Below are 26397 nucleotides of genomic sequence, written 5' to 3'. Positions count from 1 at the left end.
GCAACTGCATGGCTTATTCCTCACTTGGCATTGATGAAAATGGCGTTGCCTGGTTGCTGCTGAATCGTCCTGAGGTTCACAACGCCTTTGATGATCACCTGATTGCCGAACTCAACGCGCACCTTGAAGAACTGCATGTACTGGCGGAAGCCGGCGACGTGCGTGTGGTAGTGCTGGGTTCAGAAGGCAAGAGCTTTTCGGCAGGCGCTGACCTTAACTGGATGAAGCGCATGGTCGATTACTCGCTTGATGATAATCTGGCTGACTCGCGCAAGCTGTCGACCCTGATGCATCGGCTGGACACCCTGCCCTGCCCGACGCTGTGCCGCGTACAGGGCGCGGCGTTTGGTGGTGCCGTTGGTCTGGCAGCCTGCTGTGATGTTGTGGTCGCCTCCGAAAAGGCCAAATTCTGCCTGTCAGAAGTCAGGATTGGCCTGTCGCCTGCGGTCATCAGCCCCTATGTTCAGCGTGCACTCGGCGAGCGGCAGATGCGCCGCTACGCGCTGACGGCTGAAGTCATGGAAGCCGCGACAGCGCTGGATCTTGGCCTGGCCCATCAGGTGGTCGCCGCTGACGCCCTTGATGAGGCGGTTAACGCCATGCTCAAGACGCTGCTGGGCGGCTCGCCACAAGCACAGAGGGCCACCAAGTCGCTGCTGGCCAGCGTTGCCAGCGCCCCGGATGCCGATGACACCCGAGAAACCACCTGCCAGGTGATCGCCCGCTTACGCGTGAGCCATGAAGGTCAGGAAGGGCTTTCCAGCTTTTTTGACAAGCGCCGCCCTGCCTGGACGACCCCTCACCACACAACGACAAACGCTGCGGAGCCACGCTCATGACGTCTGAAGCCAACCGATCTAAAAAACCAACATTCGACACCCTGCTAGTGGCCAACCGCGGTGAAATCGCCTGCCGCGTCATGCGCACGGCCCGCCGTATGGGGCTTAAAACCGTCGCCGTCTATTCCGATGCCGATGCCAACGCCCGCCACGTGCGTGAAGCCGATGAAGCCGTACGTATCGGGCCCGCCGCTGCCCGCGAAAGCTACCTGAGCGTTGAGGCGGTGGTTGAAGCCGCCAAACGCACCGGCAGCGGTGCCATTCACCCGGGCTACGGTTTCCTCTCGGAAAACGGCGCCTTTGTGGATGCCCTCGATAAGGCAGGCATCACCTTTGTTGGCCCGCCGGCCTCGGCGATTGCCGCCATGGGCGATAAATCCTCCGCCAAGGCGCGTATGCATGCCGCCGGTGTACCCCTGGTGCCGGGCTATCACGGTAATGATCAGGATGATGCCCTGCTCAAAGCTGAAGCCGACAAGATTGGCTATCCGGTGATGCTCAAAGCCAGCGCCGGTGGTGGTGGCAAGGGAATGCGGGTGGTCGAATCCAATCAGGCTTTCCAGGCTTCACTGGATGGCTGTCGGCGTGAATCCAAAGCCGCTTTCGGCGATGACCGCATGCTGATCGAGAAGTATCTGGTACGGCCGCGCCACGTGGAAGTGCAGGTATTCTGCGATGCCCACGGCAACGGGGTTTACCTGTTTGAGCGTGACTGCTCGGTTCAGCGTCGTCATCAGAAAGTTCTTGAGGAAGCCCCGGCTCCCGGCATGACACCCGAGCTGCGAAGCGCCATGGGTAACGCCGCCGTGCGCGCCGCTCAGGAAATCAACTACGTGGGTGCGGGCACCGTCGAGTTCCTGCTGGATCATGATGGTTCTTTCTACTTCATGGAAATGAACACCCGCCTACAGGTCGAGCATCCAGTGACCGAGATGATCACCGGTCAGGATCTGGTCGAGTGGCAGCTAAGGGTCGCCATGGGCGAAACGCTGCCGCTGACCCAGGAAGAGTTGACGATTAATGGCCACAGCTTTGAAGCGCGCCTTTATGCAGAAGACCCGGAGCAGGACTTCCTGCCTGCCACCGGCACGCTGACGCGCTTTGCCATGGATCTGGAAGGTGCCGGGCTTGGCACTGATCAGGTGCGCCTGGACAGCGGCGTGGAAAGTGGCGATGTGGTTTCCATGCATTACGACCCCATGCTGGCCAAGCTGATTGTTCATGGTGTTGACCGCAATGCGGCGCTGGCGACGCTGAACCGTGCACTGGCAGCGCTGGATGTTCAGGGCGTGGTCACCAACCGCGCCTTCCTGCAGAAACTGGCCACTCACCCAGGCTTCAAGAACGTTGAACTCGACACGCGGTTTATCGAACGCAATGAAGCCACCCTGTTTGCGCCCCGTCGGTTCCGGGTTGAAGAATACGCAAGCGCCGCCCTGATTGGCCTGGGCCAGCTGGCCCGCGAAAGCGAAAGTGACTCGCCCTGGGACCGGCATGACGGTTTCCGCCTTAACGCACCGCACACCATCCGTATTGGACTTTGCGACCCGGACCATGCGCAAGACGAGGACTCCGATCAGATCGTCGTGGTGGAAGGCACTCGCCACAACGCCGACGACCCCTGGCAGCTGACGTTTAGTGGCGGCGATGTTGACGGCCAGACGCTCACCGCCCGCTTGCAACAGTTGGCCGGCGATGCCGTGGCCGTGACGCTCAACGGTCATCGTCGCCGTTTACAGGCCCGCCTGGTGGGTCAGGAACGCAACCTGGTGGTGCTGTCTGACCCGGCAGGCGAAACCCGCCTTTTCTGGCGACGTATTGATGCCATTGATCATGGTCATCATGAAGCGGAGTCCACTCTTACGGCGCCCATGCACGGCACTATTGTCACCTTGCTGGTTGAGCCTGGCCAGGCGGTGGAGAAAGGCATGCCGCTGATGGTAATGGAAGCCATGAAGATGGAGCACACCATGACAGCCCCCGCCGATGGCCATGTGGAAAGCTTTCACTTCAGCGCTGGCGACACCGTTGGCCAGGGCGATGTGCTACTCGAATTTGCGGCTGACGACTGATCTTCACTATTGATCCTCAAACAGGAGATTGCCATGTCACTGCCTGATTCAGTAAGGCTGTTTGAAATGTCGCCCAGAGATGGACTGCAGAATGAGCCTGGCACCCTGGTGCCCACGGCGACCAAGATTGCCTTGATTGAACGGCTGGCCGATGCAGGCATGACGCATATCGAAGCGGCCAGTTTCGTTTCCCCCAAGTGGGTGCCGCAAATGGGCGATGCCAGCGAGGTCATGAACGGCATTTCGCGACGCCAGGGCGTTGTTTATTCCGCCCTGACGCCTAATCTCAAAGGGCTGGAAGGTGCTATCGCCGCCAACGTCGAGGAAGTCGCCGTGTTCGGCGCGGCGTCTGAGTCGTTTTCGCAGAAGAACATCAACTGCTCGATTGCCGAGTCACTGGCCCGCTTTGAGCCAGTGCTGGCACGCGCTAACGACGCTGGCGTTCGAGTGCGCGGCTATGTGTCCTGCGTGCTGGGCTGCCCTTACGAGGGCGAGATTGCGCCCCAACAAGTAGCCGATGTGGCCAAAGCCCTGCTGGACATGGGCTGCTACGAAATTTCGCTGGGCGATACCATCGGCGTGGGTACGCCATTAGCCGCCAAGCGCATGCTGGAAGCCGTGAGCCATCATGTTCCCATGCACCAGTTGGCGGCACATTTTCATGACACCTATGGTCAGGCCATCGCTAACCTGTATGCCGTGCTGGAAGAAGGTCTCAGCGTGATTGATGCCTCGACAGCCGGGCTAGGCGGCTGCCCTTACGCCAAAGGGGCCTCGGGCAACGTCGCGACAGAAGATGTGCTTTACCTGTTGAAAGGCCTGGGCATCGAGACCGGCATTGACCTTCAGGCGGTGATTGATACCGGGTATTGGATTACCGCAGAGCTGGGCCGCACTTCCGGCTCAAGGGTGGCACTGGCGCAAGGTGCCAGCTCAGCGTAAGCCCCGGCGGATAGCGCGGTTAATAACAAATCATTTTGTGCTTATTCGGACAGCGTTCTTGGCACAACAAAAAGATCCTGGAGATACACCCATGTCAGAACCACTCAACGCCCCCATTCTGCCCAGTTACACCAGCAGCATGGCGGATAAACCGCTGCTCGGGATGACCATTGGCGACAAGTTTGATCAGATTGCGGCGCAGTACCCTGACAACGATGCACTAATCGTGCTGCATCAAGAGATTCACTGGTCTTACCGCCAGCTGCAGGAAGAAGTCAACCGCTGCGCCCGCGCTCTGCTGGCGATTGGTGTTAAATCCGGTGACCGTGTTGCTATCTGGGCGCCCAACTGCAGCGAATGGACCTTGACCCAGTTTGCCACCGCCAAAATTGGCGCGATTCTGGTCAACATCAATCCATCCTACCGTACCCATGAACTGGAATACGCCCTGAATCAGTCAGGCGCCCGCTTCCTGGTAACCGCTGCCCAGTTCAAAAGCTCCGACTATACCGCCATGCTGTTTGAGCTCGCGCCTGAACTGAGCAACAGTGAAGAAGGCCAGCTGAACGCGCAGAAGCTGCCGGACCTGGAATGCGTGATTAACTTGAGCGCGGAAAAACATGCGGGTATGTGGCGCTGGGCAGACTTCATTGAGCAGTCCAACAACACAAGCCAGACAGATGTTAACGACCTGCAGGCGACGTTGCAGTTTGATGACCCGATCAACATCCAGTACACCTCCGGCACCACCGGCTTCCCCAAAGGGGCAACGCTTTCTCACCACAATATTCTCAATAACGGCTTTTTCGTCGCTGAAAGCATGGGCTTTACCAGCGAAGACCGCCTGGTCATTCCGGTACCGCTTTACCACTGCTTCGGCATGGTGATGGGCAACCTTGGCTGCATGACCCACGGCGCGACGATGATCTATCCCGGTGAAGGCTTTGACCCGGAAGGCGTGCTCAAGGCAGTTCATGAGCAGCGCGCCACGGCGCTTTATGGCGTACCCACCATGTTTATTGCCGAGCTGGATCATCCAGACTTTGAGAGCTTTGACCTCTCAACTCTGCGTACCGGTATCATGGCAGGCTCTATCTGCCCGGCTGAGGTGATGAAGCAGGTCATCGACAAGATGCACATGAAAGGCGTACAGATCGCCTACGGTATGACAGAAACCAGCCCGGTATCTACCCAAACCGGTGCCAATGACAGTATCGAAAAGCGCGTTTCCACCGTGGGCCGTACCCAGCCCCACCTGGAAAGCAAGATTGTCGACCCTGGCAACGGCGGTATTTTGCCGCGCGGTGAAATCGGCGAACTGTGCACCCGGGGTTACAGTGTCATGCTCAAGTACTGGAAAAACGCAAAGGCCACAGAAGAATCCATTGATGCGGCGGGCTGGATGCACACCGGCGATTTGGCCAGCATGGATGAGGAAGGCTATATCCAGATCGTTGGGCGTATTAAAGACATGGTCATTCGCGGTGGCGAAAACGTCTACCCCAAGGAAATCGAGGAATTCCTGTATACCCACCCGGCGATTTCCGAGGTTCAGGTCACCGGGGTGCCGGACAAGAAGTATGGTGAAGAGCTGATCGCCTGGGTCAAGCTCAATGGCAGCAACGACGACATCACCAGCGAAGACCTGCGGGAATTCTGCAAGGGCAAAATCACTCACTTCAAGATTCCACGCTACTTCAAGTTTGTTGACGACTTCCCGATGACCGTGACCGGCAAGATCCAGAAGTTCAAGATGCGCGAGATTTCCATTCAGGAACTCGGTCTGGATGACGGCAAAAAGGACTGAAGCTGATGACGCTTGCCCACCACTACCAGCAGCATCTCAGCGTTGACCGCGTGCTCGGCCAGGTAGCCGAGCATTACCCTGACGGGCCAACGCTTTACCAGCTGGCCCCGCTTGACCAGCTGCATATTGGTGGCATCAAGGCGTCGGCACGGCTGATCAACCTGCTGGACCCGAGCACCCACCCCAGAGTGCTGGATATCGGTGCCGGGGTAGGCGGCTTGATGCGCCAAGCCGCTGACGCCGGTTTTGATATGCTTGGGCTGGATATCACCCACGACTTCAACCGCCTGAACCAGGGGCTTTCCAGGCTTGCTGGGCTGCAACACCACACCCACTGCATCACGGCAGATGCGCTGAATTTACCTCTACCTGATGCCAGCATGGACGCCGTGCTGTTCCAGCACAGCTTTCTGAATATGCCGGACAGCAGGCGGGTGCTGGAGGAATGTCGCCGCGTGCTACGCCAAAATGGCAGGCTTGTCATGCATGAAGTGGTACTAGGGCCGAATTCGCAGGCCATGCGCTACCCGGTGCCCTGGGCCACCGATGCCCAGCATTCACATCTTGAAACTGCTGTAAACCTTGTGCATCAACTTCAACAGGCGGGGTTTAACGTCGAGCATTGTGTCGACTGGAGTGCCGACGCCTTGGCCTGGCGACAGCGTCAACGCGAAAAAGAAACCCAGCAGGAGCGAAAAGCGGTGTTATCTCCCCAGCTGGTGTTTGGTGAACGCTTTCTGACGATGGGCCAGAACCTGATTAACAACCTCAGCCATGAGGCCATTAAAGTGATTGAGATTCGGGCCAGTTTAGGGTCTTGACTCCCCGCCATTATCTCCGGACGTCTCTTCGGGCCGCATCCCCGCGCATTGACGTCCACACATTGACGTCCACACATTGACGTGAACACCTGACCTGAAGACCTTGACTTCGCTGAGCAATAAGATATTGTACTAGTACGCTAGTACAATATCTTATTCTCTCGGCTGGTAATACGGTGACCTTAATCCATGTCATTAGACGATGACCACCAGGCTGAACTTGTCAGCTACCTGCTCGCGATCGACTCGCCTGAGGCGATGCACGAAGCTCTATCCAGCCTGCTGACACCTGCCGAATACCAGGAAATCAGCAAACGCCTGCAGATATTCAGGTTGCTTCGTGACGGTGTTCCTCACCGCAAAATTGCCGAAACGCTGGGGGTGGGTATCGCCACCGTGTCTCGCGGCTCACGCGCGTTAGCCACATTACCTTCATCAACATCGTTACCCACACCAACATCGTTACCCTCTTCACGGACCGATTAACCATGACGACAGCCAATATGCCTGCTTCATCGGGCCCGCAGCCTTTTACGCTGCCGCGCAAACCTCATTACGTTACTCTGGCCGCCGACTGCGATTTCTTTGCCCTGTTTCAAAAAATCGAGCGCCAGTTTGATACCTGCTACATGCTCGAATCACTGGGCGAAGATAGCCACATGGCGCGCCACTCGATTATTGGCTTTGACCCGGAGTACACGCTCTACGCCAATGGCCAGACGCTAAGCATTGAAGATCGCGACGGCAACGCCAATCATTACCCCAGCGACAACCCGTATGAACTGCTGCGCAGCCTGATCCCGCAGAACATTATTTCACGCAAATATGCGGGCGGACTCAGTGGCTATCTGGGTTACGACGCCATGCAATACTTTGAGCCTTCCTTGACATTAAAAGCCAGTGACGACTTCGATACCTTCCGGTTCGGGCTTTACAAGGATGGGTTGATCCTCGACAAAATGACCGGGGAAGTGACCTATTTTTACTACGATAATAGCCGCTATGCGTTCCTTCAGGCGCTGATTGACGCTGACGACGCCCCCTCTGGCCCACTGCATATCACCGCCCTTGGCGACACCATGAGCCAGGCAGAACACGCCGCCGCCGTGGGCAAGGTGAAGCAGGACATTATCGAGGGTAAGGTGTTCCAGTGCGAAGTGGGCTTTAAAAAGCGCTTTCGCATTCAAGGCGATACCCTGGCCCTTTACGACCAGCTACGCACCATCAACCCGTCGCCGCAGATGTATTACGTCAAGTTCGGCGAGCAGAAGCTGATTGGCGCAAGCCCTGAACTGCTGTTCCGGTTACGTCAGGGAGAAATGGAAACCTTTCCGCTGGCAGGCACGACCACACGCGGCAAGACAGCGCAGGAAGATACCCAGCTGGCCCGCGCGCTGCTCAACGACCCGAAAGAAATTGCCGAACACAACATGATTGTCGACCTCCACCGCAATGATATTGGCCGGGTGGCGCAGTTTGGCACGGTGAAAGTGCGCAGCCTGATGGACATCAAACGTTTCAGCCACGTACAGCATATCTCCAGCGAGATTGTCGGGATTATTGCCGAAGGGGAAGATATGTTTACTTCACTGGCCAGTAATTTTCCGGCGGGCACCCTGACTGGCGCCCCCAAGATCGAGGCGATGAAAATTATCGACGATCTGGAAACCGACGGGCGTGGCCCTTACGGTGGCGCGGTTGGCCAGTTTTCATTCAATGGCGACTGCACCTTTGCGATTCCCATTCGGACGGTATTTGTTAACGGCGAAAACGCTTATGTGCAAACCTGCGGCGGTAACGTCTTTGATAGTAACGCCGAGGATGAATACGAAGAAATCCGGCGTAAATTTGCCGGTACCCGCAAAGCCCTCGCCCCCTTTATGAATACGGATACGGAGCGCCACGCATGAAGGTGTTGATCATCGATAACTACGATTCTTTTACCTATAACCTGTATCAGTTTATTGGTGAGATTCTGACCACGCAAAAAAATCGCGGCGGGCTGGCGGATTTCGAGATTCTGGTGAAGCGCAATAATCAGATTGATTTTAAGGCCATTGAGGCCATGGCGCCGGACCGTATTATTATCTCCCCCGGCCCGGGCTCCCCGGATGATCCACGCTATTTTGGCGTCTGTGCTGACGTAATTGAAAGGCTCGGCAAGACGACGCCGCTGCTGGGAGTTTGCCTGGGTATGCAGGGAATCGTGCATGTGTTTGGCGGCAAGGTGGTCAAAGCGCCGTTACCCATGCATGGCAAAATCAGCCCGATCAATCATAACGGTCACTCGGTTTTTAATGGCGTGCCCGACCAGCTGGAAGTCATGCGTTACCATTCACTGATTGCCGACGCCATGACCTTACCCGATTGCCTGGAGGTCACGGCCACGGTGGGCGCACTGGAGACTAAACATTTTGAACAGCGCGAGCATTGGCAGGACGCAGGGGAATTTGAGCTGATGGGGGTCAAGCATCGCGATTACCCGATTCATGGCATCCAGTTTCACCCGGAGTCCTTTGCCACCGAAGGCGGCAAGGAACTGATCGCTAACTTTCTGTTTGCCTGAGCTGTGTTTTTTAACCCCTGTTTTTTTAACCCCTGTTTTTGAACCATGATTTGAACCGTGTTTTCGGCCCCTGTTTAACGCTTTCCTTTGGCGCGCGGGGGCTTACTTGAGACAGACTTACCTGAGGCGGGCTTGCCTGATCGCCCGACCCCACCTTTACTCACTGGTTTCGCCCCGGCTTTGCCTTTCGCACCGGGCTTGCCCGCTTTGGCCTTTGGGGAGTGCTTGCCAGCCGGGTTACCTTTCGGGCCAGGGTGTGCTTTTCCACTGGCGGCTTTTTTGCCTTTGGCCGCAGGTTTCCCTGAGGCGCTGGCACCGTTGGCCGCGGCTTTTGCCCCTTGCTGACGCCCCTTTCCAGCTGAAGGCTTTTTGGCTTTGTTGGAACCGGCACCGCCGTTGTAATCGGGCCTGGCGGGCTTGCTTTTATCGGGCACGGCTTGCGAACGTTCCGTCAGGGCGACGATGGTATCAATCTCTTTCGGCGTTAAGTCCCGCCAGTCACCCAAAGCCAGGCCTTTGAGTGACACGTTCATGATCCGCGTGCGAACCAGCTGAGTGACCTCATAACCGAAATATTCGCACATGCGACGAATCTGGCGATTCAAGCCTTGCACCAGGGTGATCGTGAACACAAAGGTCGATTCTTTGCTCACTTTGCACTTTTTGGTGACCTGGCCAAGAATCGGCACGCCGCTTTGCATCCCGGCAATAAACTCATCGGTAATCGGCTTGTTGACCGTCACCGCATACTCTTTCTCGTGGTTATTATTGGCGCGCAGAATCTTGTTAACCAGGTCGCCATTGTTGGTCAGAAAGATCAGCCCCTGGGAGTCTTTATCCAGCCGCCCAATGGGAAAGATGCGCACCGCATGTTGCACAAAGTCGACGATATTGTCTTTTTCCGAGGATTCCGTCGTGCTGACAATACCCACCGGCTTGTTAAGGGCAATCAGAATGAGATCGTCGTCTTCCTGAGGCTCAATCTCCTGGCCATTGACCTTGACCCTGTCGCCCGCCACCACCTGATCGCCTGTCGTTGCACGGCGTCCGTTAATCCAGACATTGCCTTGCTCCACAAAGCGGTCAGCCTCCCGACGGGAGCACAGACCGCTTTCGCTGATGTACTTATTGATCCGGGTCGATTTTCGTAATGACATAAAACGCCATGGGCATAGGTGGAATGAATGAACAAAAGCCGGGTATTAAAAGCGCTTAAAACGCCGAGCCGGGCTGTGTGAGAAAGTCGACTTCTTCAGGCGTTGAAGCTCTTTTCAATGCCGCGTTGCGATGCGGGTAACGCCCAAAGCGGTCGATAATCGCCTTGTGGCGGATTTCAACGTTCAGGTTGTTCTCTAACCCCAGCTGATTAAAAAGCTGCATGGCGATAGCGTGGATTTTAGCAGATTCACTGTGCATAAAGGGCATGTATAAAAAGCTACATTCGGTCACTGATAATGTCTGGTCCGCACCTTCGGCAACCGCTTCCTGAGCCAGCACCAGGGCCACCCCGTCACTGGCAAATGCGCGCGCATCGTCTCGGTAAATATTTCTCGAAAACTGATCCAGCACAATGATTTCCGCCAACCGCCCCTGAGCGGTACGACGCCATTCATAACACTCACAGGCGGCGGCCTGAGCATGGATAGCACCAAAACGCGCTGCGATCTGTTGGTCCATATCAGGGTCTTTTTTAAACCATTGGGGGGGAGTTAATTCATCAAACCAGAACTTTAGTACGGCCTGGGCATCCTGTGACATGTCACGTCCCTTTTTGATGGCTATTTTTATGGCATAGCGATAAAAATGCCGCCACAAATGTGGCGGCAAAACCGAATAGCGTTGTATTTAACCGGTGTTACGCAGGCCTGCGGCAATCCCGGCCATGGTCACCATCAGGGCCCGCGAGAGATCTGCACTAATCGCGCCATCAGCATCGCGGTTACGCTGCAGAAGCTCTGCCTGCAAGCCATGAAGCGGGTCAATGTAGGGGTTGCGGACATCAATTGCCTGGCGAATCAGCGGTGTGTTTTCAAGCAGTTTCTCTTGCTGGAGGATATCCAGCACCACGTTTTCCAGGCACTCAAAACGCGTGCGCAGTTTTTTGCCCAGCGCTTTCAATGAAGGCTCGTCGACCAGACGATGCTCATAGTAGGCCGCAATCGCCACGTCGGCTTTGGCCAGCAGCATCTCCAGCATGTCGAGATAGGTGCCAAAGAAAGGCCACTGGGTGCGCATTTCCTGAAGCACTTCGCGCCCGCCGGGCTGCTCCAGACGCCGTGAAAATGCTTCGCCGCTGCCTAGCCAGGCAGGCAGCATTAAACGAATCTGCGTCCAGGCAAAAATCCACGGAATGGCACGCAGGGTTTCGACGCCCCCGTCCTGGCGACGCTTGGTCGGACGAGAGCCCAGAGGCAACCGGCCCAGCGCCCCTTCCGGCGTAACTGCGCGGAAGTAAGGTACGAAATCCGGATCTTCACGCACGACGCCGACATAGGCGCTATGCGCAACTTTGGCGAGCTGATCCATTTCTTCGCGCCAATGCGGTTCCGGCGCAGGCGGCGGTAACAGCGTGGCTTCCAGCACGGCACAGGCGTAAATCTCCATCGAACGCAGGGCGATATCCGGCTGACCAAACTTGAAGCGAATCATTTCCCCTTGCTCGGTAACGCGCAAGCTGCCATTCACCGAGCCTGGCGGCTGGGAAAGGATCGCCGCATGTGCCGGGCCGCCCCCACGGCCAACGGTGCCACCGCGACCGTGGAAAAGCGTCAGATCAACGCCGTGTTTTTCACACACATTGACCAGCGATTCCTGGGCGCGATACTGGGCCCAGGCAGCCGCCAGCTGCCCGGCATCCTTGGCCGAGTCAGAGTAGCCAATCATCACTTCCTGACATTCGTCCGTGAGTGCCCGGTAACCCGGCAGGGAGATCAGCTGATCAATGGCATCGGCGGCATGGTCAAGGTCGTTGAGGGTTTCGAACAGAGGCGCAATCGGCAGTTTTACCTGCCCGCCGACTTCTTTCATCAACAGCGCCACCGTGAGTACATCGGAAGGCTGTGCCGCCATGGAAATGATATAGGTGCCTAACGCTTCCGACTGTTCTTTCGCAATGACGTTAAACGTATCCAGCACTTCGCGGGATTCAGCCGAACATTCCCAGTGCCGTGGAATCAGCGGACGACGCGACTCCAGCTCCGCGAGCAGAAATTCCTGGCGTTGCGCTTCGCTCCATTCCTGGTAGTGGCCAAGGCCCAGCGCACTGGTCAGCTCTTCCATGACCTGCGCATGGCGGCTTGCTTCCTGGCGCAGGTCAAGCTTGGCCAGAGTCACGCCAAAGACCGCCACCCGGCGCAACGTATCCAGCAGTGCGCCATTGGCAATGGTGTCCAGGCCGACATCACACAGTGAGCGATAACAGGCCAGCAGCGGCGCGTAGAGCTGTTCGCGGGTTTCAATGATCGGCCCGCCATCATAAGTGTTGCCATCCAGCTCGGCTTTTGCCCAGTCACGGGTCGCTTCCATTTTGCCAAGCAGACGCTTGAGCAATTCGCGATAAGGCTCGGCGACATCGCCGACTTCCGCACTTAACGCACTGTTGACTTTCCACATGGAAAGCTCGGTTTTCAGCTGTTCAAGGTCACGCAGATACAGATCCGCCGCCATCCAGCGACCCAGCAGCAAAACTTCACGGGTTACCCGGGCGGTCACATTGGGGTTGCCGTCGCGGTCACCGCCCATCCAGGACGCGTAGCGAATCGGTGCCGCGTCCAGTGGCAGACGCTCGCCAGCAGTCTCCAGCAGCAGGTTATCCAGGTCACGGTGAAAATCCGGTACCGCCTGCCACAAGGAGTTTTCGATGACCGCAAAGCCCCATTTGGCTTCATCTACCGGTGTGGGCCTTTCATGGCGTATTTCATCGGTATGCCAGGCTTGGCTGATCAACTCTTCCAGACGCCCTTGAGCGCGTGCGCCACGTTCCGGGTAATCGTCAGAACCTTCAATGGCCGACAAGCACTCATCAATGGCGTCATATTTCTGAATCAGGGTACGTCGGATGACTTCTGTGGGATGCGCCGTCAGCACCAGTTCAACGCGCATATTGGCCAGCGTTTCCACCAGCTTGCGGGGTGAATTGCCTGCCTGCTGCGCACGGTTGAGAAGCTCCCCGAGTACCGGCTGAGTGCCGGGTTTGTAATCTTCCACGCGGCGGAAACGTGCCCGATAGTGCTGTTCAGCAATATTGGCAAGGTTCAAAAACTGGTTAAATGCGCGGGTCACCGGCAAGAGATCACGCTCAGGCAATTGGCGCAGATATTCAATCAGTTGGCGCTGCTGCAGCGAATCGCCTTGTCGCCCCTGCTTGGCATGGGCGCGAATCGTTTCGATCTTATCAACAAAAGACTGGCCTAAATCGTCGGCAATGGTGCGGCCCAGGCTATCACCCAGGATACGTACGTTATCGCGCAACGATTCGTGTAGATCATCACTCATTAGCAAGGCCTCCTTGCGGGATCGCGTTAGTTGTTAAAAGTTAGCTGTTAAGAAGTAAGCTGTTTTTCTTGCGCTTTGGCGGCTTGCCAATGGGTTTCCATTTCATCCAGCGAGGCGTCTGTCAGCGAACGCCCAGCGGCTTCAAGCTCGCCTTCCACATAGCGAAAGCGGCGCTCAAATTTCGTGTTGGTCGTGCGCAGGCACTGCTCGGGGTCAGCGCCCAAGGTGCGTGCCAGGTTGGTGACAGCAAACAACAGGTCGCCGACTTCTTCCTGGGCATGCTGTTGATTGCCTGCGGCCAGCGCTTCTTCGACTTCCGCAAGCTCTTCGCGGATTTTATCCAGCACACCACGGCTATCCGGCCAGTCAAACCCCACGCGGGCGGCGCGTTTGGAGAGTTTGGCGGCGCGACTTAGCGCAGGCAAGGTCCGTGGCACATCGTCAAGCACCGAGGGAGCGCTCTGTGCTCTCTCGGCACGCTCATTGGCCTTTAGCGCCTCCCAGCGGGAATTGACCTGGCGGGTTTGCACTTCATCCGCACTGACGCCCGGCGGCCGCCGGGAGGCCAGAGTGCCATCGGGAAACACATGCGGATGGCGGCGGAGCATTTTCGCGGTCAGCGTGTCGACGACATCGTGAAAATCGAAACGCTTTTCCTCAGCCCCAAACTGGGCGTAATACACAACCTGAAACAGCAGGTCGCCCAGCTCGCCCGACAGCTCGCTGTAGGCACGCCGCTCAATGGCATCGGCGACTTCATAGGCTTCTTCCAGCGTATGCGGCACGATGCTGTCCCAGTCCTGCCGGATATCCCAGGGGCAGCCCTGCTGCGCGTCACGCAGCACCGCCATCAGGGTCAGCAGATCCTCCAGTTGATAACGCATCAGGCGTCTCCTCAGCGAGCCAGTTTGTCAGGGTTAGCATCGCGCAGACGGCGAACTTCGGTGACATTGGGCAGTTGCTGAATCCGCGAGAACAGGCGCCCCAGTGCCTCAAGCCCATCCACTTCAAGCGTGATACGCAAGCGGGCAATACCTTCATCGGTATCGGTCAAGGTATTCACCGCCAGAACGTTGACCTTTTCGTTACCCAGTAGCCCCGTGACATCACGCAGCAGCCCGGAGCGATCCCAGGCCTGGATTTCGATGGTCACCGGATAGCGGGTGTGTGCCCGCTCCCCCCACTCCACTTCGATAATACGCTGCGGTTCGTCAACGCGTAACTGCAGGATGTTCGGGCAGTCCTGGCGATGCACGGTGACGCCACGCCCCTGGGTAATAAACCCGACAATCGGCTCGCCCGGTACGGGACGACAGCAGTTGGCCATGCTGGTTTTGAGGTTGCCGACCCCAAGCACCGTAATATCGCTTTTGTTGGCATTACTGGGTTGGCGTCTGGGTTTGGCCAACAGACGGTCAAGCTGCTCCTGGTCGTCATGCTCACCAAACAGCTGCTGGGCCTGATGCAGTACCTGACCAATGCGCAGGTCACCCGCCCCCAACGCCGCGTACATATCTTCCGCCGAGACATAGTTAACGGCCTTGGCCAGCTGTTTGAGGTCGAGCCCTTCCACATCCAGACGGCGCATTTCACGCTCGAACAGCGCACGCCCTTCTTCGACATTCTGGTCGCGGGCCTGATACTTGAACCAGGCCTGAATCTTGGCCCGTGCACGTGACGTGCGGACATAGCCGAGGCTCGGGTTGAGCCAGTCCCGACTTGGCCCGCCTTTGCTGGCAGTAAGAATTTCCACCTGCTGCCCGGTCTTCAGCTTGTAAGTGAGCGGTACGATACGCCCGTTCACTTTAGCCCCCCGGCAACGGTGCCCTATCTCGGTATGCACCCGGTAGCCAAAATCAATCGGCGTGGCAATACGCGGCAGGTCAATGACATGGCCATCCGGCGTGAACACATAAATGCGGTCAGGCGCAACGTCGCTGGTGAGCCCTTCACGCAGATCGCTGAAATCCCCCACTTCATCCTGCCATTCCAGCACCTGTCGCAGCCAGGTGATTTTCTCGTCGTAGCTGCGGCTTTTGGCACTGGTATCGTGACCTTTGTAACGCCAGTGAGCACATACCCCAAGCTCGGCTTCATCATGCATCGCAAAGGTGCGGATCTGAATTTCCAGCACTTTGCTTTCCGGGCCAAAAACCGCCGTATGCAGCGACTGATAGCCATTTTTTTTGGGGTTGGCAATGTAGTCATCGAATTCGTTGGGCACATGGTGCCAGCGCGAATGCACGATCCCCAGCACGGTGTAGCAGTCAGTCACTTCCGGCACCAGAATCCGCACCGCGCGAATATCGTGCACCTGAGAAAAATCGATTTTTTTGCGCTGCATTTTGCGCCAAATCGAATAGATGTGCTTGGCGCGACCGCTGACGTCGTATTGATGGATATGCTGGGCTTCCATCAATTGCTTGAGCGTGTCCATGACTTCGTTGATGTAGCGGTCACGGTCAAGACGCCTTTCAGCCAGCAGCCTGGCAATGGTTTTATAGTCGTCCTCATGCAGGTAGCGAAACGCCAGGTCCTCAAGCTCCCACTTGATCTGCCCAATCCCCAGCCGATGAGCCAGGGGCGCGTAAATATCCGACACCTCTCTTGCCACCTGCAAGCATTTCTCAAGCGGTGCATCCTTGACCTGGCGCAGCGCACAGGTACGTTCGGCAATCTTGATCAACGCCACCCGCACGTCATCCACCATATTAACCAGCATCTTGCGCAGGTTTTCCTGCTGGTTATGCTGGTTCATGCTGTTATGTGGCATGTGCGGCTGGCTGATCGCAGCCATCTGTAGAACGCCATCAATCAGCCCCGCCACTTCGGAACCGAAGCGCTTCTCGACAGACGCCAGGCTAATCAGGCCTTCACGCACCGAGCGATACAGAACCGCGGCTTCCAGCGCCGTCTGATCCAGCTTTAACTCACCCAGAATATCGGCCATTTCCAATCCCATTCGGAAGCTGGAACCGGGTTCTGAGCGCACACGATGACTATCCGGCGCTTCTTGCTCCAGACACTGTGCCCATTCGCAGGCCTGTGCCAAACGGTCAGGGTTGCGCAGCCGCACGTCCTCTTGCAGACGTGCCAACCATTGCTGGACATCTACCTTACCGCTTACGGTAAGCGGCTGGTCTTCACGGACTTTGACCATGGGGTTTACTCACCTTTATTCGGGCCACCGTCGCGTACAACGGTGCCTTGCATTGAGCCTCACTTAACCCTGGCGACTACGTCGGCTCGAGCAGCATCAGGGTTTCCATATGAGCCGTGTGCACAAACATATCAGCGACAGCGATCTGCGTGATGCGATAACCACCATGCACAAGGTGTGCCGCATCGCGCGCCAGGGTGGCAGGATCACAGGAAACATACGCCACCCTTGGCGCCCGTTCACCATTCTCCCCCTTGGCGGCCAAGCGCCCAAGTGCCTGGCAAACCACTTCCGCCCCGCTACGTGGCGGGTCAAGAATCACGGCATCTGGACGAATGTCCGCCAGTAAGACATTGATGCTGTCAGGCGTATTCAAATCTGCTTGTTGACCACTCACTGGCAGCGCGTGGCGACGCGCATTAGCGGCAATACGTGCCACCATGGCGATATTGCCCTCAACTGCATGCACCTTCGCCCCCAGCGCTGCCATTGGTAAACTAAAGTTACCGATACCGGCAAACAAGTCCAGTATTTGTTCATTTTTAGCAGGCGCCAGCCAGTCAATGACCCGTGCCACCATCTGTTGATTGACCGCTGAATTAACCTGAATGAAATCACCCATCGCAAATGACAGCGCCAAGGGGTCTGCATCAGGCAAGGCTAGCGTATCTTCCAGCACAGGCTCTGCACCATACCAGTGCAGCCCGGAGCGTTGCGCCTGGGTACTATCCCGACCGGTCATCATGGCCAGGGCAATGCCCTGTTGATCAGCAAACGCCTGCCAACGCTGAACATCAGCAGGCGGCGGTGTCAACTGGCGAACCACAACGACGCATTGACTCGCCGTGGCCAGCAGCTCGATATGACCCACGTCGCGTGGCGACTTGAGCGTATTCAACAGCGCCCGCAAGGGTGTCAGCAGTGCCTGCAAAGCCGGCACCAGCACGCTGCACTGTTCGATATCGACCAGACGATGGCTACGCTGGGCGCGAAACCCCATCAGCACCTTGCCGTCACGGTCCATATTGACGCCCAGACGGGCACGCCGACGGTAGGCCGTTTGATCGGTCGCAATGGTGTCAATGTCGCCGGGCCAATCAAGCCCCTGGCGAGCCAACAACTCACTCACGACATGACGTTTATGTTCGCGCTGGGCGTCAATCGCCATGTGCTGCAGATCACAGCCGCCACAGCGGTCAAAGTGTGCGCACACCGGTACGACCCGGTCGGGCGAATCAACAAAACGTTCACGCACATGGGCTTCATCGAAGCGTTTACGGTTGCGGTGCACCGCGACGTCAACCGACTCACCTGGCAACGCCTGATCAACAAAGACCGCCTTGCCATTGGACCAGTGGGCAACGCCACGGCCATCGTGGGCAAGTCGTTCTATCGTTAACCGATGATCATCGCCATGGGATGACGTCCTGGGCGATGTTTTTTCCTGACGCGCCAGACCTGATTTTCCCGATTCAGGTCTGGCTGGACGACGCTTACCGAGCATCGCCATTACAGATCCGGCGCAAAGAGGCCGGTGGAAAGATAGCGGTCGCCCCGGTCACACACGATAAAGGCGATCACTGCGTTGTCATGCTGCTCGGCAATGCGCAACGCACCAGCCAGGCATCCGCCGGAGGAAACGCCTGCCAGTATGCCTTCTTCGCGCGCCAGCCGGCGCATGTGCGCTTCGGCCTCCTGCTGGCCGATATCCAGGGTGACATCGACTCTTGGCGGTTCAAAAATACTCGGCAGGTAGGCTTCAGGCCAGCGCCGGATACCCGGAATACTGGCACCATCGGCCGGCTGCAGGCCGACAATCTGAATATCGGGGTTTTGCTCTTTGAGGAAGCGGGAAACCCCCATGATGGTGCCGGTCGTTCCCATGGAACTGATGAAGTGGGTCACTTTACCGGCGGTCTGCTGCCAGATTTCCGGGCCGGTGGTGCGGTAATGGGCCAGCGGGTTATCAGGGTTGGCAAACTGATCCAGCGGTTTGCCTTCCCCACGGGAAATCATTGCATCCGCGATATCCCGGGCTTCTTCCATACCGCCTTCCTTGGAGGCGGAAATCAGTTTGGCACCATAGGCGGCCATGGCCTGCTTACGCTCGGCAGAGGCGTTTTCAGGCATCACCAATACCATGGTGTAACCTTTGATCGCGGCCGCCATGGCCAAGGCGATACCGGTATTTCCGGACGTGGCTTCAATCAGCGTATCGCCCGGTTTAATATCGCCGCGCGCTTCTGCTTCCACCAGCATCGACAGCGCCGGGCGGTCCTTGACAGAACCCGCCGGGTTGTTACCTTCAAGCTTGGCCAGCAACGTATTATTACGCCCTGCCGTGATACGCTTCATTCGCACTAGTGGCGTATTGCCAACCACATCTTCTAGCGTGGGATAATCCATCGTGCATTCCTTATCTTGGCCGTTATACGGCATTATATCGGTGCAAGCCTGGGCTGGACAGGTAACCACACTGAATTACTGAGCGCTTTTCATGTCTTTGAATACCCGAGTTCTTGTTGCATTGATGGGCATTCCGCTGATTGTTTATGCCATCATGGCGTGTCTGTTTGTTATTCATAACGATAAAAAAGCATATGACCTGCTGGCCCAACGCCTGCAAAACAGCGGCGAAGTGGTTGCCCTTCCTCTGGCACGGGCGCTGCAGGAAACCGATGCAGACGCCATCGAACAGCTGACCCAGCGGTGGTTTGAACAGATGGGCCTGCGTTCGTTAACTCTGCATGACAGTAACGGAAACCGCTTGATATCGCTGGGCCGTTCGCCACTGGATAGCCGGGCAACACCCCCCGAACACGCCTTTCAGCTTGATGACCAGGCACAGGTCTGGCGGCTGGCCACCGCACTGCCTGCGCTTGCCTCCAATGCTTCTGCTGGCTGGGTCGAAGCGGAACTGGATACTCACTTATTACGCCTGGAGTATTACCGCTGGATCGCGATTTTCAGTCTGGGTGGCATGCTTCTCGGGTTGACACTGTTTCTTATCGCTTTTGCCATCAGCCGCTTCGTGACTCGCCCTCTGGAAGAAGCCAACCAGGCGCTTTACCGCCTTTCACATGGTGATTACCGCTTTATGCTGTCGCCAGCGAAGACGCAGGAACATCGCCAGCTCGTCGATAACATCAATACCCTGGCCGATACCATGCAGCTGGCTCAACACGAAATGCAGGTGCAGATCGAGCAGGCCACCAGCGAGCTGCAGGAGTCCATGGAAACCATCGAAGAGCAGAATATCAAGCTGGATATGGCGCACCGCAGCGCTGTGCGAGCCAACACGGTGAAATCCGAGTTTCTGGCCAATATGAGCCATGAAATCCGCACCCCGTTAAACGGTATTATCGGTTTCTGCCGCTTGCTGGGGCGGTCCAGGCTTGAAGAGCGTCAGCAGGAGTGGTTGCAGCATGTTCACCGTGCCTGCGACAACCTTTTGATGCTGGTGAACGATGTGCTGGATTTCTCAAAGCTGGAAGCCAACCAGCTGACGCTTGAAACTGCCAATGTGGATATGGTCAAGCTGGTCGACGAAGTCGTGGGTCTGCATGCACCCGAAGCCCAGCGTAAGCAGTTACAACTGATCGGCATGGTGTATGACGATGTTCCCACTCCCTTGCAGGGCGACCCGCTAAGAATCCATCAGGTACTCAATAACCTGGTGGGCAATGCCGTGAAGTTCACCCAGCAGGGCGATGTCATCATTCGTGTCATGCTTGACGAGACCGCAGAACCGTTACACGAAGCTCACCACACGGTGCTGCGTATCAACGTCAGCGACACCGGCATTGGCTTGAGCGAAGAACAGCAGCAACAGGTTTTTGGCTTATTTTCTCAGGCAGAACCCAGCCACAGCCGCGAGTTCGGCGGTAGCGGCCTGGGGCTTTCCATCTGCCGCCAACTGATTCAGCGCATGGGCGGTGATATCAGCGTGGAAAGTACGCCAGGACAAGGAACGACATTTTCTTTCACCCTCAGCATGCATGCCAACAATGCAAAGCCGCGTCCGCGTGAGCTGATGCTTTCGCAGCCTGCCATCTGCCTGCAGGAAAGCCACACGCCAACGCGCTTCATGCTTGAGCACCTGATTCAACGCTGGGGCGGTCAGGTCATGCCGCTCACCTCACTGGCGGAATGTCAGTTACTGATCATTGGCGTGTCATTGGAGGAATGCCATTCTTCCTATTGCGAGAAACTCCAGGCCATTATTCAATCGGCCCCCTGCCCGTCTTTGGTGCTGGCCAACAGTCAGGACATTGAAGCAACGGCTTTTCATATGCCCAGGGGCGGCCAGCTACTGTGCAAACCAGTAGGTCGCGATGCCCTGGCGGCCGCCATCCGACAGCAACTGATTACTCACTCTATTGTTCCCACCTCAGCGCTGCCCATCAAGAAGACAGATGATGCGCAGACTCAACAACGCCATGTTCTTGTGGTTGATGACAACACATCTAACCGCGAGCTGCTGCAGGCAATGCTGCACCAGGATGCCATACAGGTAACAGCGGCTGACAGCGGGCATGTCGCGTTGGCACTGGCCAGAGAGGCCAGCCAGCCCTTTGACATGGTGCTGATGGATATCCGCATGCCGGAAATGGACGGCATTCAGACCATGCAGGCTATCCGCCGTCTTGGGGGGCTGTGGGCCTCATGCCCGATTGTGGCGGTAACTGCCCACGCGCTGAATCAGGAGCGCCAGCAGTGGCTTAATGAAGGTATGGACGATGTGCTGATCAAACCGGTGAATGAGCAGCAACTTGAGCAACTGATGCAGCGTTTTCTAGGCATCGGCCTTCCAGTTGAAGCGCCAAGACACCCGCCCCTGCACCCGCAGAATACGCTGCCAATTGTTGACCTGGAACTGGGAGCCAAGCTGATCAACAGCGACGAAGCGAGAGCCTGCCAGCAGTTACTCCAGCTGATTGATACGCTGGACACCACCGAAACGGCGATTACCCGCGCAGTAGCCCGACAGGATGAACAAGCGCTGCTGGAAGCGGTTCATCATCTCAATGGTAGCAGCCGTTATTGTGGCGCGCCTGAACTGGCGTTGCTGGTAGAAACGCTGGAAACCCTGATTCGTACCGGCGGTATGGAAGACGCAAAGCCATTGTTGAACGACCTGTATGCGTCAATCAGGCGCTTGTGCGCCGAACGCTCACGCCTGGAAAGCAGCCAGTATTAAGCGCCGCCCCAGGCGTGCCAGCCGCTGCTATTAATAAGGAGTTCGGTGTCAGCGCTCCAGAATGACAAACGCCAGGGCATAATCGGCTTCATCGCTCAGGCTGATATGCATGGCGTTGACACCCAGCCCATCTGCCTGCGTTCTGGCAGCGCCGTCAAGTAGCAGATACGGTTTACCCAGATCGTCGTTTAACACCTGAATATCACGCCATTGCAAACCGTGACGTAGCCCCGAACCCAGGGCTTTCACAAACGCTTCCTTCGCGGCAAAACGTTTGGCCAGATAGCCAGTCGGTTGCGCATGGCGCGCAAAAAAGGTGAGTTCATCAGGCCCCAGCACACGTTTGGCAAAACGCTCGCCATGGCGTGCAATAGCATGCTCAAAGCGAGCGACGCGAGTAATATCAGAGCCGATCCCGACGATCATTAGTGCCCACAGCAGGCGTGAGAGTCATCATGGTCGTGGTCATGCGCATCCAGCGCAGCCATCAAACCCGCTTCCTGACCGGCAATAATCAGACGCTTCATGTCGCTGACCGCTTCTTTGAGGCCCACGAACAGGGCACGCGCTATAATGGCGTGACCAATATTGAGTTCATTGATGCCCGGAATGGCAGCGATAATCTCCGCATTGTGATAGTTCAGGCCATGCCCGGCATTCACCACCAACCCCGCTTCATTGGCCAGATGGGCCGCCTGAGTCAGACGCTGATATTCCGCCTCGGCAGCCTGGCTACCGATGGCGGCTTCAGCAAACGCTCCGGTGTGTAACTCGATGGTCGGCGCACCGGCACGCACCGCGGCATCAATCTGTTCAGCGTCAGGGTCAATAAACAGCGAAACATCGCAGCCGACGGCAGCCAAACGCTGACATGCCGCCTGGATGGCTGAAAAACCACCGACCACATCAAGCCCTCCCTCGGTAGTCAGTTCTTCGCGCTTTTCCGGCACCAGACATACGTGGGCTGGCCGAACCTCTTCGGCTAACGCCAGCATTTCTTCCGTGACGGCCATTTCCAGATTCATACGGGTATTCAGCACCTCGGCCAACAACCGGACATCACGCGGCTGAATATGTCGGCGGTCTTCACGCAGGTGTACGGTAATTCCATCAGCACCCGCTTCTTCTGCCTGCAATGCTGCCTGGACAGGGTCTGGGTAACGCGTGCCACGGGCCTGCCGCAGGGTCGCAATATGATCGATATTGACGCCAAGTAAAATACGCGGGGGATGCATAACGCCTCCAGCCAGATAGATAGGTAGATAAATAGATAATAAGGGATCAACGTTGCGTGATACAGCCAGCAACGACGTTCAATATTAATCGCGGGTGGAGCCAGGTACAGAAGGCCGCTGCCGACGACGGGCCAGATCCAGCATCAAGCGCCGTGAGCGTAACTCCTGGGTCCCAAGTAAGGGCGCCAGCGCTGCGCGCATCACCATCTTGAGCGCTTGCGCCAGTGCGGGCTGATCCCAGTCACCCTGCTCAATATGTCGCAGGGTGCGCCCTTCCAGCCCACGTTCCGCGGCGATAAAACATCGGCTAGCCGCCTCGAAGCGGTAGCGTTGATGGACATCCAGCGAGCCTCCCTGGGGCGTCGTAAAACGTGGCGTGGCATCCAGCACATCGAGCAGCGACCATTCATAACGACGCAATGCCAGAGCACGCTCGGCGGGCAACGGCAGCGCCTCCAGAAGTGCGGTGTAAAAGGCAAAAACGTCGTTACCGGGAACTTCAAGCGGCAGCAGGCGGGTAGCTATTTCATTGGCATAAAGCCCGCACAGTAACCCTTCCCCTGCCAGTAGCGCCGTATGTCCACGTGACTCCATGACCACCAGGGTTTTCAGCTCACGTTCACCCCGCCAGGTAATAAACAGCGGCGTGAAGGGCTGCAACCGCTGGCGCGCCTTGGTCGTTGGGCGATGAACACCGCGTGCCACGGCCCGTATTCGGCCGTGATTAAGGGTGAGCAGATCGACCAGGGCACTGGTTTCACGATAAGGACGACGATGAAGTAAAAACGCCGGCTCTGGAGTCATACGACCCTCAATCGAGGTCGTAGCCGAGGCTCTTCAGTGCCCGCTCATCGTCTGACCAACCGCGTTTCACCTTGACCCACAGGTTGAGCATGACCTTGGTATCGAGCACACGCTCAATATCCAGACGCGCCTCACGACCAATATTCTTGATCCGCTCACCGTTGTCGCCAATCAGAATGACTTTCTGCCCCTGGCGCTCGACCAGAATCAGAGCACTGATATGGGTGACACGCTCGGTTTCACGAAACTCTTCAATCTCGACGGTGACCTGATAAGGCAGTTCATCGCCTAACTGCCGCATGATTTTTTCGCGAACCAGCTCTGCCGCCATGAAGCGCAGGCTTTTATCAGTGATCTGATCTTCCGGGAAGAAATGTACGCTTTCCGGCAGGTGCTTGGCCACTTCCGTTTCCAGGGTATCCACCTGGGTACCGTGCTTGGCTGAGATCGGAACAATGGCGGCAAATTCACGCCGTGCGCCAACGTCCGACAGCCAGGGCAGCAGCGAGGCTTTATCCTGCAGACGATCAACCTTGTTGACCGCCAGAATGATCGGCGCTTGAACATGTTCAAGACGCTTCAGCACCGCCTGGTCTTCGTCGCTCCAGCGGGTGCGATCAATAATAAATACCACACAGTCCACATCACGCAGCGCCTGAGTGGCAGCCTGGTTCATGAAGTGATTGATCGCCTTGTTGCGATCCTTGGACATGATGTGCATGCCCGGTGTATCCACGTAAACAAACTGGGCGTCACCATCGGTTTTGATACCCATGACCTGATGCCGCGTTGTCTGCGGACGACGTGAAGTAATCGAGACTTTCTGGCCCAGAATACGGTTCATCAATGTTGACTTACCCACGTTGGGGCGCCCAACAATGGCCACAAATCCACAGGTCTGGCTCATTGGGTATCGTCTCCGGAGGGTTCTAGAAAACTCAGGGCTTCGGCGGCAGCCTGCTGTTCAGCGTGGCGGCGGCTCGGCCCTTTGCCGACGGTATGTTGCTCAAGAAGATCGATATGACACTCCACTGTAAACGTTTGTGCGTGGGCTTCGCCCTTTACGGACACAACCTCATAGCGCGGCAGCGCTGCCTGACGAGACTGCAAAAATTCCTGCAGGCGTGTTTTCGGGTCTTTCTGGGTATCCTGCAGGGAAATGCTTTCCAGGCGCTGGTGATACCAGGCCATGACGCGTTCGCGCACAGCGTCCATCCCTGCATCCAGATAAATCGCGCCAATGATAGCTTCAACGGCATCGGCAAGAATCGATTCGCGACGATGGCCGCCGCTTTTCATCTCACCGGAGCCTAATCGCAAGCACTCTCCAAACGCCATCTCACGTGCCAGTTCAGCCAGCGTCTGGCCTTTGACCAAACGGGCCCTTAACCGTGAAAGCTGACCTTCACGTGCCTGGGGAAAGCGTTCAAACAGCGCTTCAGCAATAACAAAATTGACGATCGAGTCACCCAGAAATTCCAGGCGCTCGTTATTACGGCCACCGTAGCTGCGATGTGTCATGGCCAGTTCCAATAAGCCACTGTCGTTGAACTCGTGGCCTATTCGTCGGCAAAAAGCGTTCAAGGGATTACTCACAGGGCTCCTACGTCATTGACGGTTATCAAAGGGAACACACTTAGCCGTCGCTTAATCAATGCGACGCACCTCGCTGAAACTGGGCAGACCACCGTCCCAGTGCATCCAGACGGCAAAGGCACGGCCGACGATATTTTCTTCCGGTACAAAGCCCCAGTAACGGCTGTCATTGGAATGGTCGCGGTTATCGCCCATGGTAAAATAATGCCCTTCCGGCACCTGAACAGCACGCAGCTGAGGTCCAGGGTCACGCGGATTATTGTAAATCTGGTGAGGGGCGTCGTTAAGCTGTTCTTCCAGCAATAACTGCTGTGGCGATGCGTCAGGCGCTTCTTCCAATAGCTGCTTACCGATCCTTTCATCGTTGATGAAGAGCTGTTTGCCTTCATAACGAATAATATCGCCGGGCAGCCCCACGACGCGCTTGATAAAGTTGATCGAAGGGTCCTCAGGAAAGCGGAACACCATGACATCACCACGCTCAGGCTTATCCATTTCCAGAATCTTCTGGTGTGTCACAGGCAGACGCAACCCATAGGCATACTTGTTGACCAGAATGAAATCCCCGACCTCAAGGGTGGGTTTCATCGACCCGGATGGAATCTGAAATGGCTCGACAATGAAGCTGCGCACCACCAATACCACCAGCAGCACAGGAAAAAAGGAGCGTGCGTAATCGACCGGCCAGGGTTCTTTGAGTAATGTTTCACGACTCGCAGGATCAAGGCCTTTTTCACTGGCGGCATCGGCTGCCTCGGTGCGCTGACGACGCTTGGGCCGAAACACCAAAACATCCAGTAAATAAATGGCGCCCGACAGCAACACCGCAATGACCAGCAATAATGAAAAGTCCATGGGGGC

At 56.8% G+C, this 26397-nt stretch carries 22 protein-coding genes; 9 read left to right on the top strand and 13 right to left on the bottom strand.

Annotation, left to right across the window (positions count from 1 at the left end):
• Positions 1 to 8: 8 nt before the first annotated feature.
• From ACU6TU_RS06630 to ACU6TU_RS06595, 8 genes are all read left to right on the top strand, one after another.
• The gene (locus ACU6TU_RS06630; protein ID WP_447143771.1) at positions 9 to 839 is read left to right on the top strand and encodes an enoyl-CoA hydratase/isomerase family protein; all 831 of its coding nucleotides are present in this window, start codon (positions 9 to 11) and stop codon (positions 837 to 839) included.
• Positions 836 to 2911 (top strand): ATP-binding protein, encoded by a 2076-nt coding sequence (locus ACU6TU_RS06625; protein ID WP_447143770.1) that lies wholly within the window; start codon positions 836 to 838, stop codon positions 2909 to 2911. The genes ACU6TU_RS06630 and ACU6TU_RS06625 overlap by 4 nt, the downstream gene beginning before the upstream one ends.
• A 33-nt stretch (positions 2912 to 2944) precedes the next feature.
• Positions 2945 to 3853, top strand: coding sequence for a hydroxymethylglutaryl-CoA lyase (locus tag ACU6TU_RS06620; protein ID WP_447143769.1), 909 nt, complete (start codon positions 2945 to 2947; stop codon positions 3851 to 3853).
• Positions 3854 to 3944: 91 nt separating this feature from the next.
• Entirely contained in the window at positions 3945 to 5660 is a 1716-nt protein-coding gene (locus tag ACU6TU_RS06615; protein ID WP_447143768.1) for an AMP-binding protein, read from the top strand.
• 5 nt (positions 5661 to 5665) lie between these two features.
• Complete coding sequence (locus ACU6TU_RS06610) at positions 5666 to 6481, top strand: class I SAM-dependent methyltransferase (RefSeq protein WP_447143767.1); 816 nt, start codon at positions 5666 to 5668, stop codon at positions 6479 to 6481.
• A gap of 189 nt (positions 6482 to 6670) precedes the next feature.
• Positions 6671 to 6967, top strand: coding sequence for a Trp family transcriptional regulator (locus tag ACU6TU_RS06605; protein WP_447143766.1), 297 nt, complete (start codon positions 6671 to 6673; stop codon positions 6965 to 6967).
• Positions 6968 to 6969: 2 nt separating this feature from the next.
• Entirely contained in the window at positions 6970 to 8391 is a 1422-nt protein-coding gene (locus tag ACU6TU_RS06600) for an anthranilate synthase component I family protein (protein WP_447143765.1), read from the top strand.
• A complete protein-coding gene (locus ACU6TU_RS06595; RefSeq protein ID WP_447143764.1) occupies positions 8388 to 9047 on the top strand; it encodes an anthranilate synthase component II in 660 nt (219 codons plus the stop codon). The genes ACU6TU_RS06600 and ACU6TU_RS06595 overlap by 4 nt, the downstream gene beginning before the upstream one ends.
• Positions 9048 to 9121: 74 nt before the next feature.
• Here ACU6TU_RS06595 and rluF read toward each other — a convergent pair whose 3' ends face one another.
• The 7 genes from rluF to cysM form a co-directional block, all read right to left on the bottom strand.
• Entirely contained in the window at positions 9122 to 10204 is a 1083-nt protein-coding gene (gene rluF / locus ACU6TU_RS06590) for a 23S rRNA pseudouridine(2604) synthase RluF (protein ID WP_447143763.1), read from the bottom strand.
• Between the two features lie 55 nt (positions 10205 to 10259).
• The gene (locus ACU6TU_RS06585; protein ID WP_447143762.1) at positions 10260 to 10805 is read right to left on the bottom strand and encodes a DUF924 family protein; all 546 of its coding nucleotides are present in this window, start codon (positions 10803 to 10805) and stop codon (positions 10260 to 10262) included.
• Positions 10806 to 10892: 87 nt separating this feature from the next.
• Positions 10893 to 13541 (bottom strand): phosphoenolpyruvate carboxylase, encoded by a 2649-nt coding sequence (gene ppc / locus ACU6TU_RS06580; RefSeq protein WP_447143761.1) that lies wholly within the window; start codon positions 13539 to 13541, stop codon positions 10893 to 10895.
• Between the two features lie 47 nt (positions 13542 to 13588).
• Positions 13589 to 14425 carry a nucleoside triphosphate pyrophosphohydrolase gene (gene mazG, locus ACU6TU_RS06575; protein ID WP_447143760.1) on the bottom strand — a complete coding sequence of 279 codons (837 nt, stop codon included), beginning with the start codon at positions 14423 to 14425 and terminating at the stop codon, positions 13589 to 13591.
• An 11-nt stretch (positions 14426 to 14436) separates the two neighbouring features.
• Positions 14437 to 16701 carry a GTP diphosphokinase gene (gene relA / locus ACU6TU_RS06570; protein ID WP_447143759.1) on the bottom strand — a complete coding sequence of 755 codons (2265 nt, stop codon included), beginning with the start codon at positions 16699 to 16701 and terminating at the stop codon, positions 14437 to 14439.
• A 76-nt stretch (positions 16702 to 16777) separates the two neighbouring features.
• Complete coding sequence (rlmD, locus tag ACU6TU_RS06565) at positions 16778 to 18211, bottom strand: 23S rRNA (uracil(1939)-C(5))-methyltransferase RlmD (protein ID WP_447143758.1); 1434 nt, start codon at positions 18209 to 18211, stop codon at positions 16778 to 16780.
• Positions 18211 to 19107 carry a cysteine synthase CysM gene (gene cysM / locus ACU6TU_RS06560; protein WP_447143757.1) on the bottom strand — a complete coding sequence of 299 codons (897 nt, stop codon included), beginning with the start codon at positions 19105 to 19107 and terminating at the stop codon, positions 18211 to 18213. Before cysM ends, rlmD begins: the two co-directional genes overlap by 1 nt.
• A gap of 91 nt (positions 19108 to 19198) precedes the next feature.
• Between cysM and ACU6TU_RS06555 the strand changes: the two genes are divergently transcribed.
• On the top strand, positions 19199 to 21901 hold the full coding sequence (locus ACU6TU_RS06555) for an ATP-binding protein (RefSeq protein ID WP_447143756.1): 2703 nt from the start codon (positions 19199 to 19201) through the stop codon (positions 21899 to 21901).
• Positions 21902 to 21949: 48 nt separating this feature from the next.
• On the opposite strand, the gene acpS is transcribed toward ACU6TU_RS06555, so the two are convergent.
• The 6 genes from acpS to lepB form a co-directional block, all read right to left on the bottom strand.
• The gene (acpS, locus tag ACU6TU_RS06550; RefSeq protein WP_447143755.1) at positions 21950 to 22327 is read right to left on the bottom strand and encodes a holo-ACP synthase; all 378 of its coding nucleotides are present in this window, start codon (positions 22325 to 22327) and stop codon (positions 21950 to 21952) included.
• On the bottom strand, positions 22327 to 23136 hold the full coding sequence (pdxJ, locus tag ACU6TU_RS06545) for a pyridoxine 5'-phosphate synthase (protein ID WP_447143754.1): 810 nt from the start codon (positions 23134 to 23136) through the stop codon (positions 22327 to 22329). The genes acpS and pdxJ overlap by 1 nt, the downstream gene beginning before the upstream one ends.
• 84 nt (positions 23137 to 23220) lie before the next feature.
• Positions 23221 to 23940: a DNA repair protein RecO gene (gene recO / locus ACU6TU_RS06540; protein ID WP_447143753.1), complete on the bottom strand. Its 720-nt coding sequence runs from the start codon at positions 23938 to 23940 to the stop codon at positions 23221 to 23223.
• A gap of 7 nt (positions 23941 to 23947) precedes the next feature.
• Positions 23948 to 24847 carry a GTPase Era gene (era, locus tag ACU6TU_RS06535; RefSeq protein ID WP_447143752.1) on the bottom strand — a complete coding sequence of 300 codons (900 nt, stop codon included), beginning with the start codon at positions 24845 to 24847 and terminating at the stop codon, positions 23948 to 23950.
• On the bottom strand, positions 24844 to 25536 hold the full coding sequence (gene rnc, locus ACU6TU_RS06530) for a ribonuclease III (protein WP_447143751.1): 693 nt from the start codon (positions 25534 to 25536) through the stop codon (positions 24844 to 24846). Before rnc ends, era begins: the two co-directional genes overlap by 4 nt.
• Positions 25537 to 25587: 51 nt before the next feature.
• Entirely contained in the window at positions 25588 to 26391 is an 804-nt protein-coding gene (gene lepB / locus ACU6TU_RS06525) for a signal peptidase I (protein ID WP_447143750.1), read from the bottom strand.
• Positions 26392 to 26397: the final 6 nt, after the last annotated feature.

Source organism: Halomonas sp. LS-001, from assembly GCF_052983955.1.
This window is presented reverse-complemented; position numbering and strand designations above follow the sequence as displayed.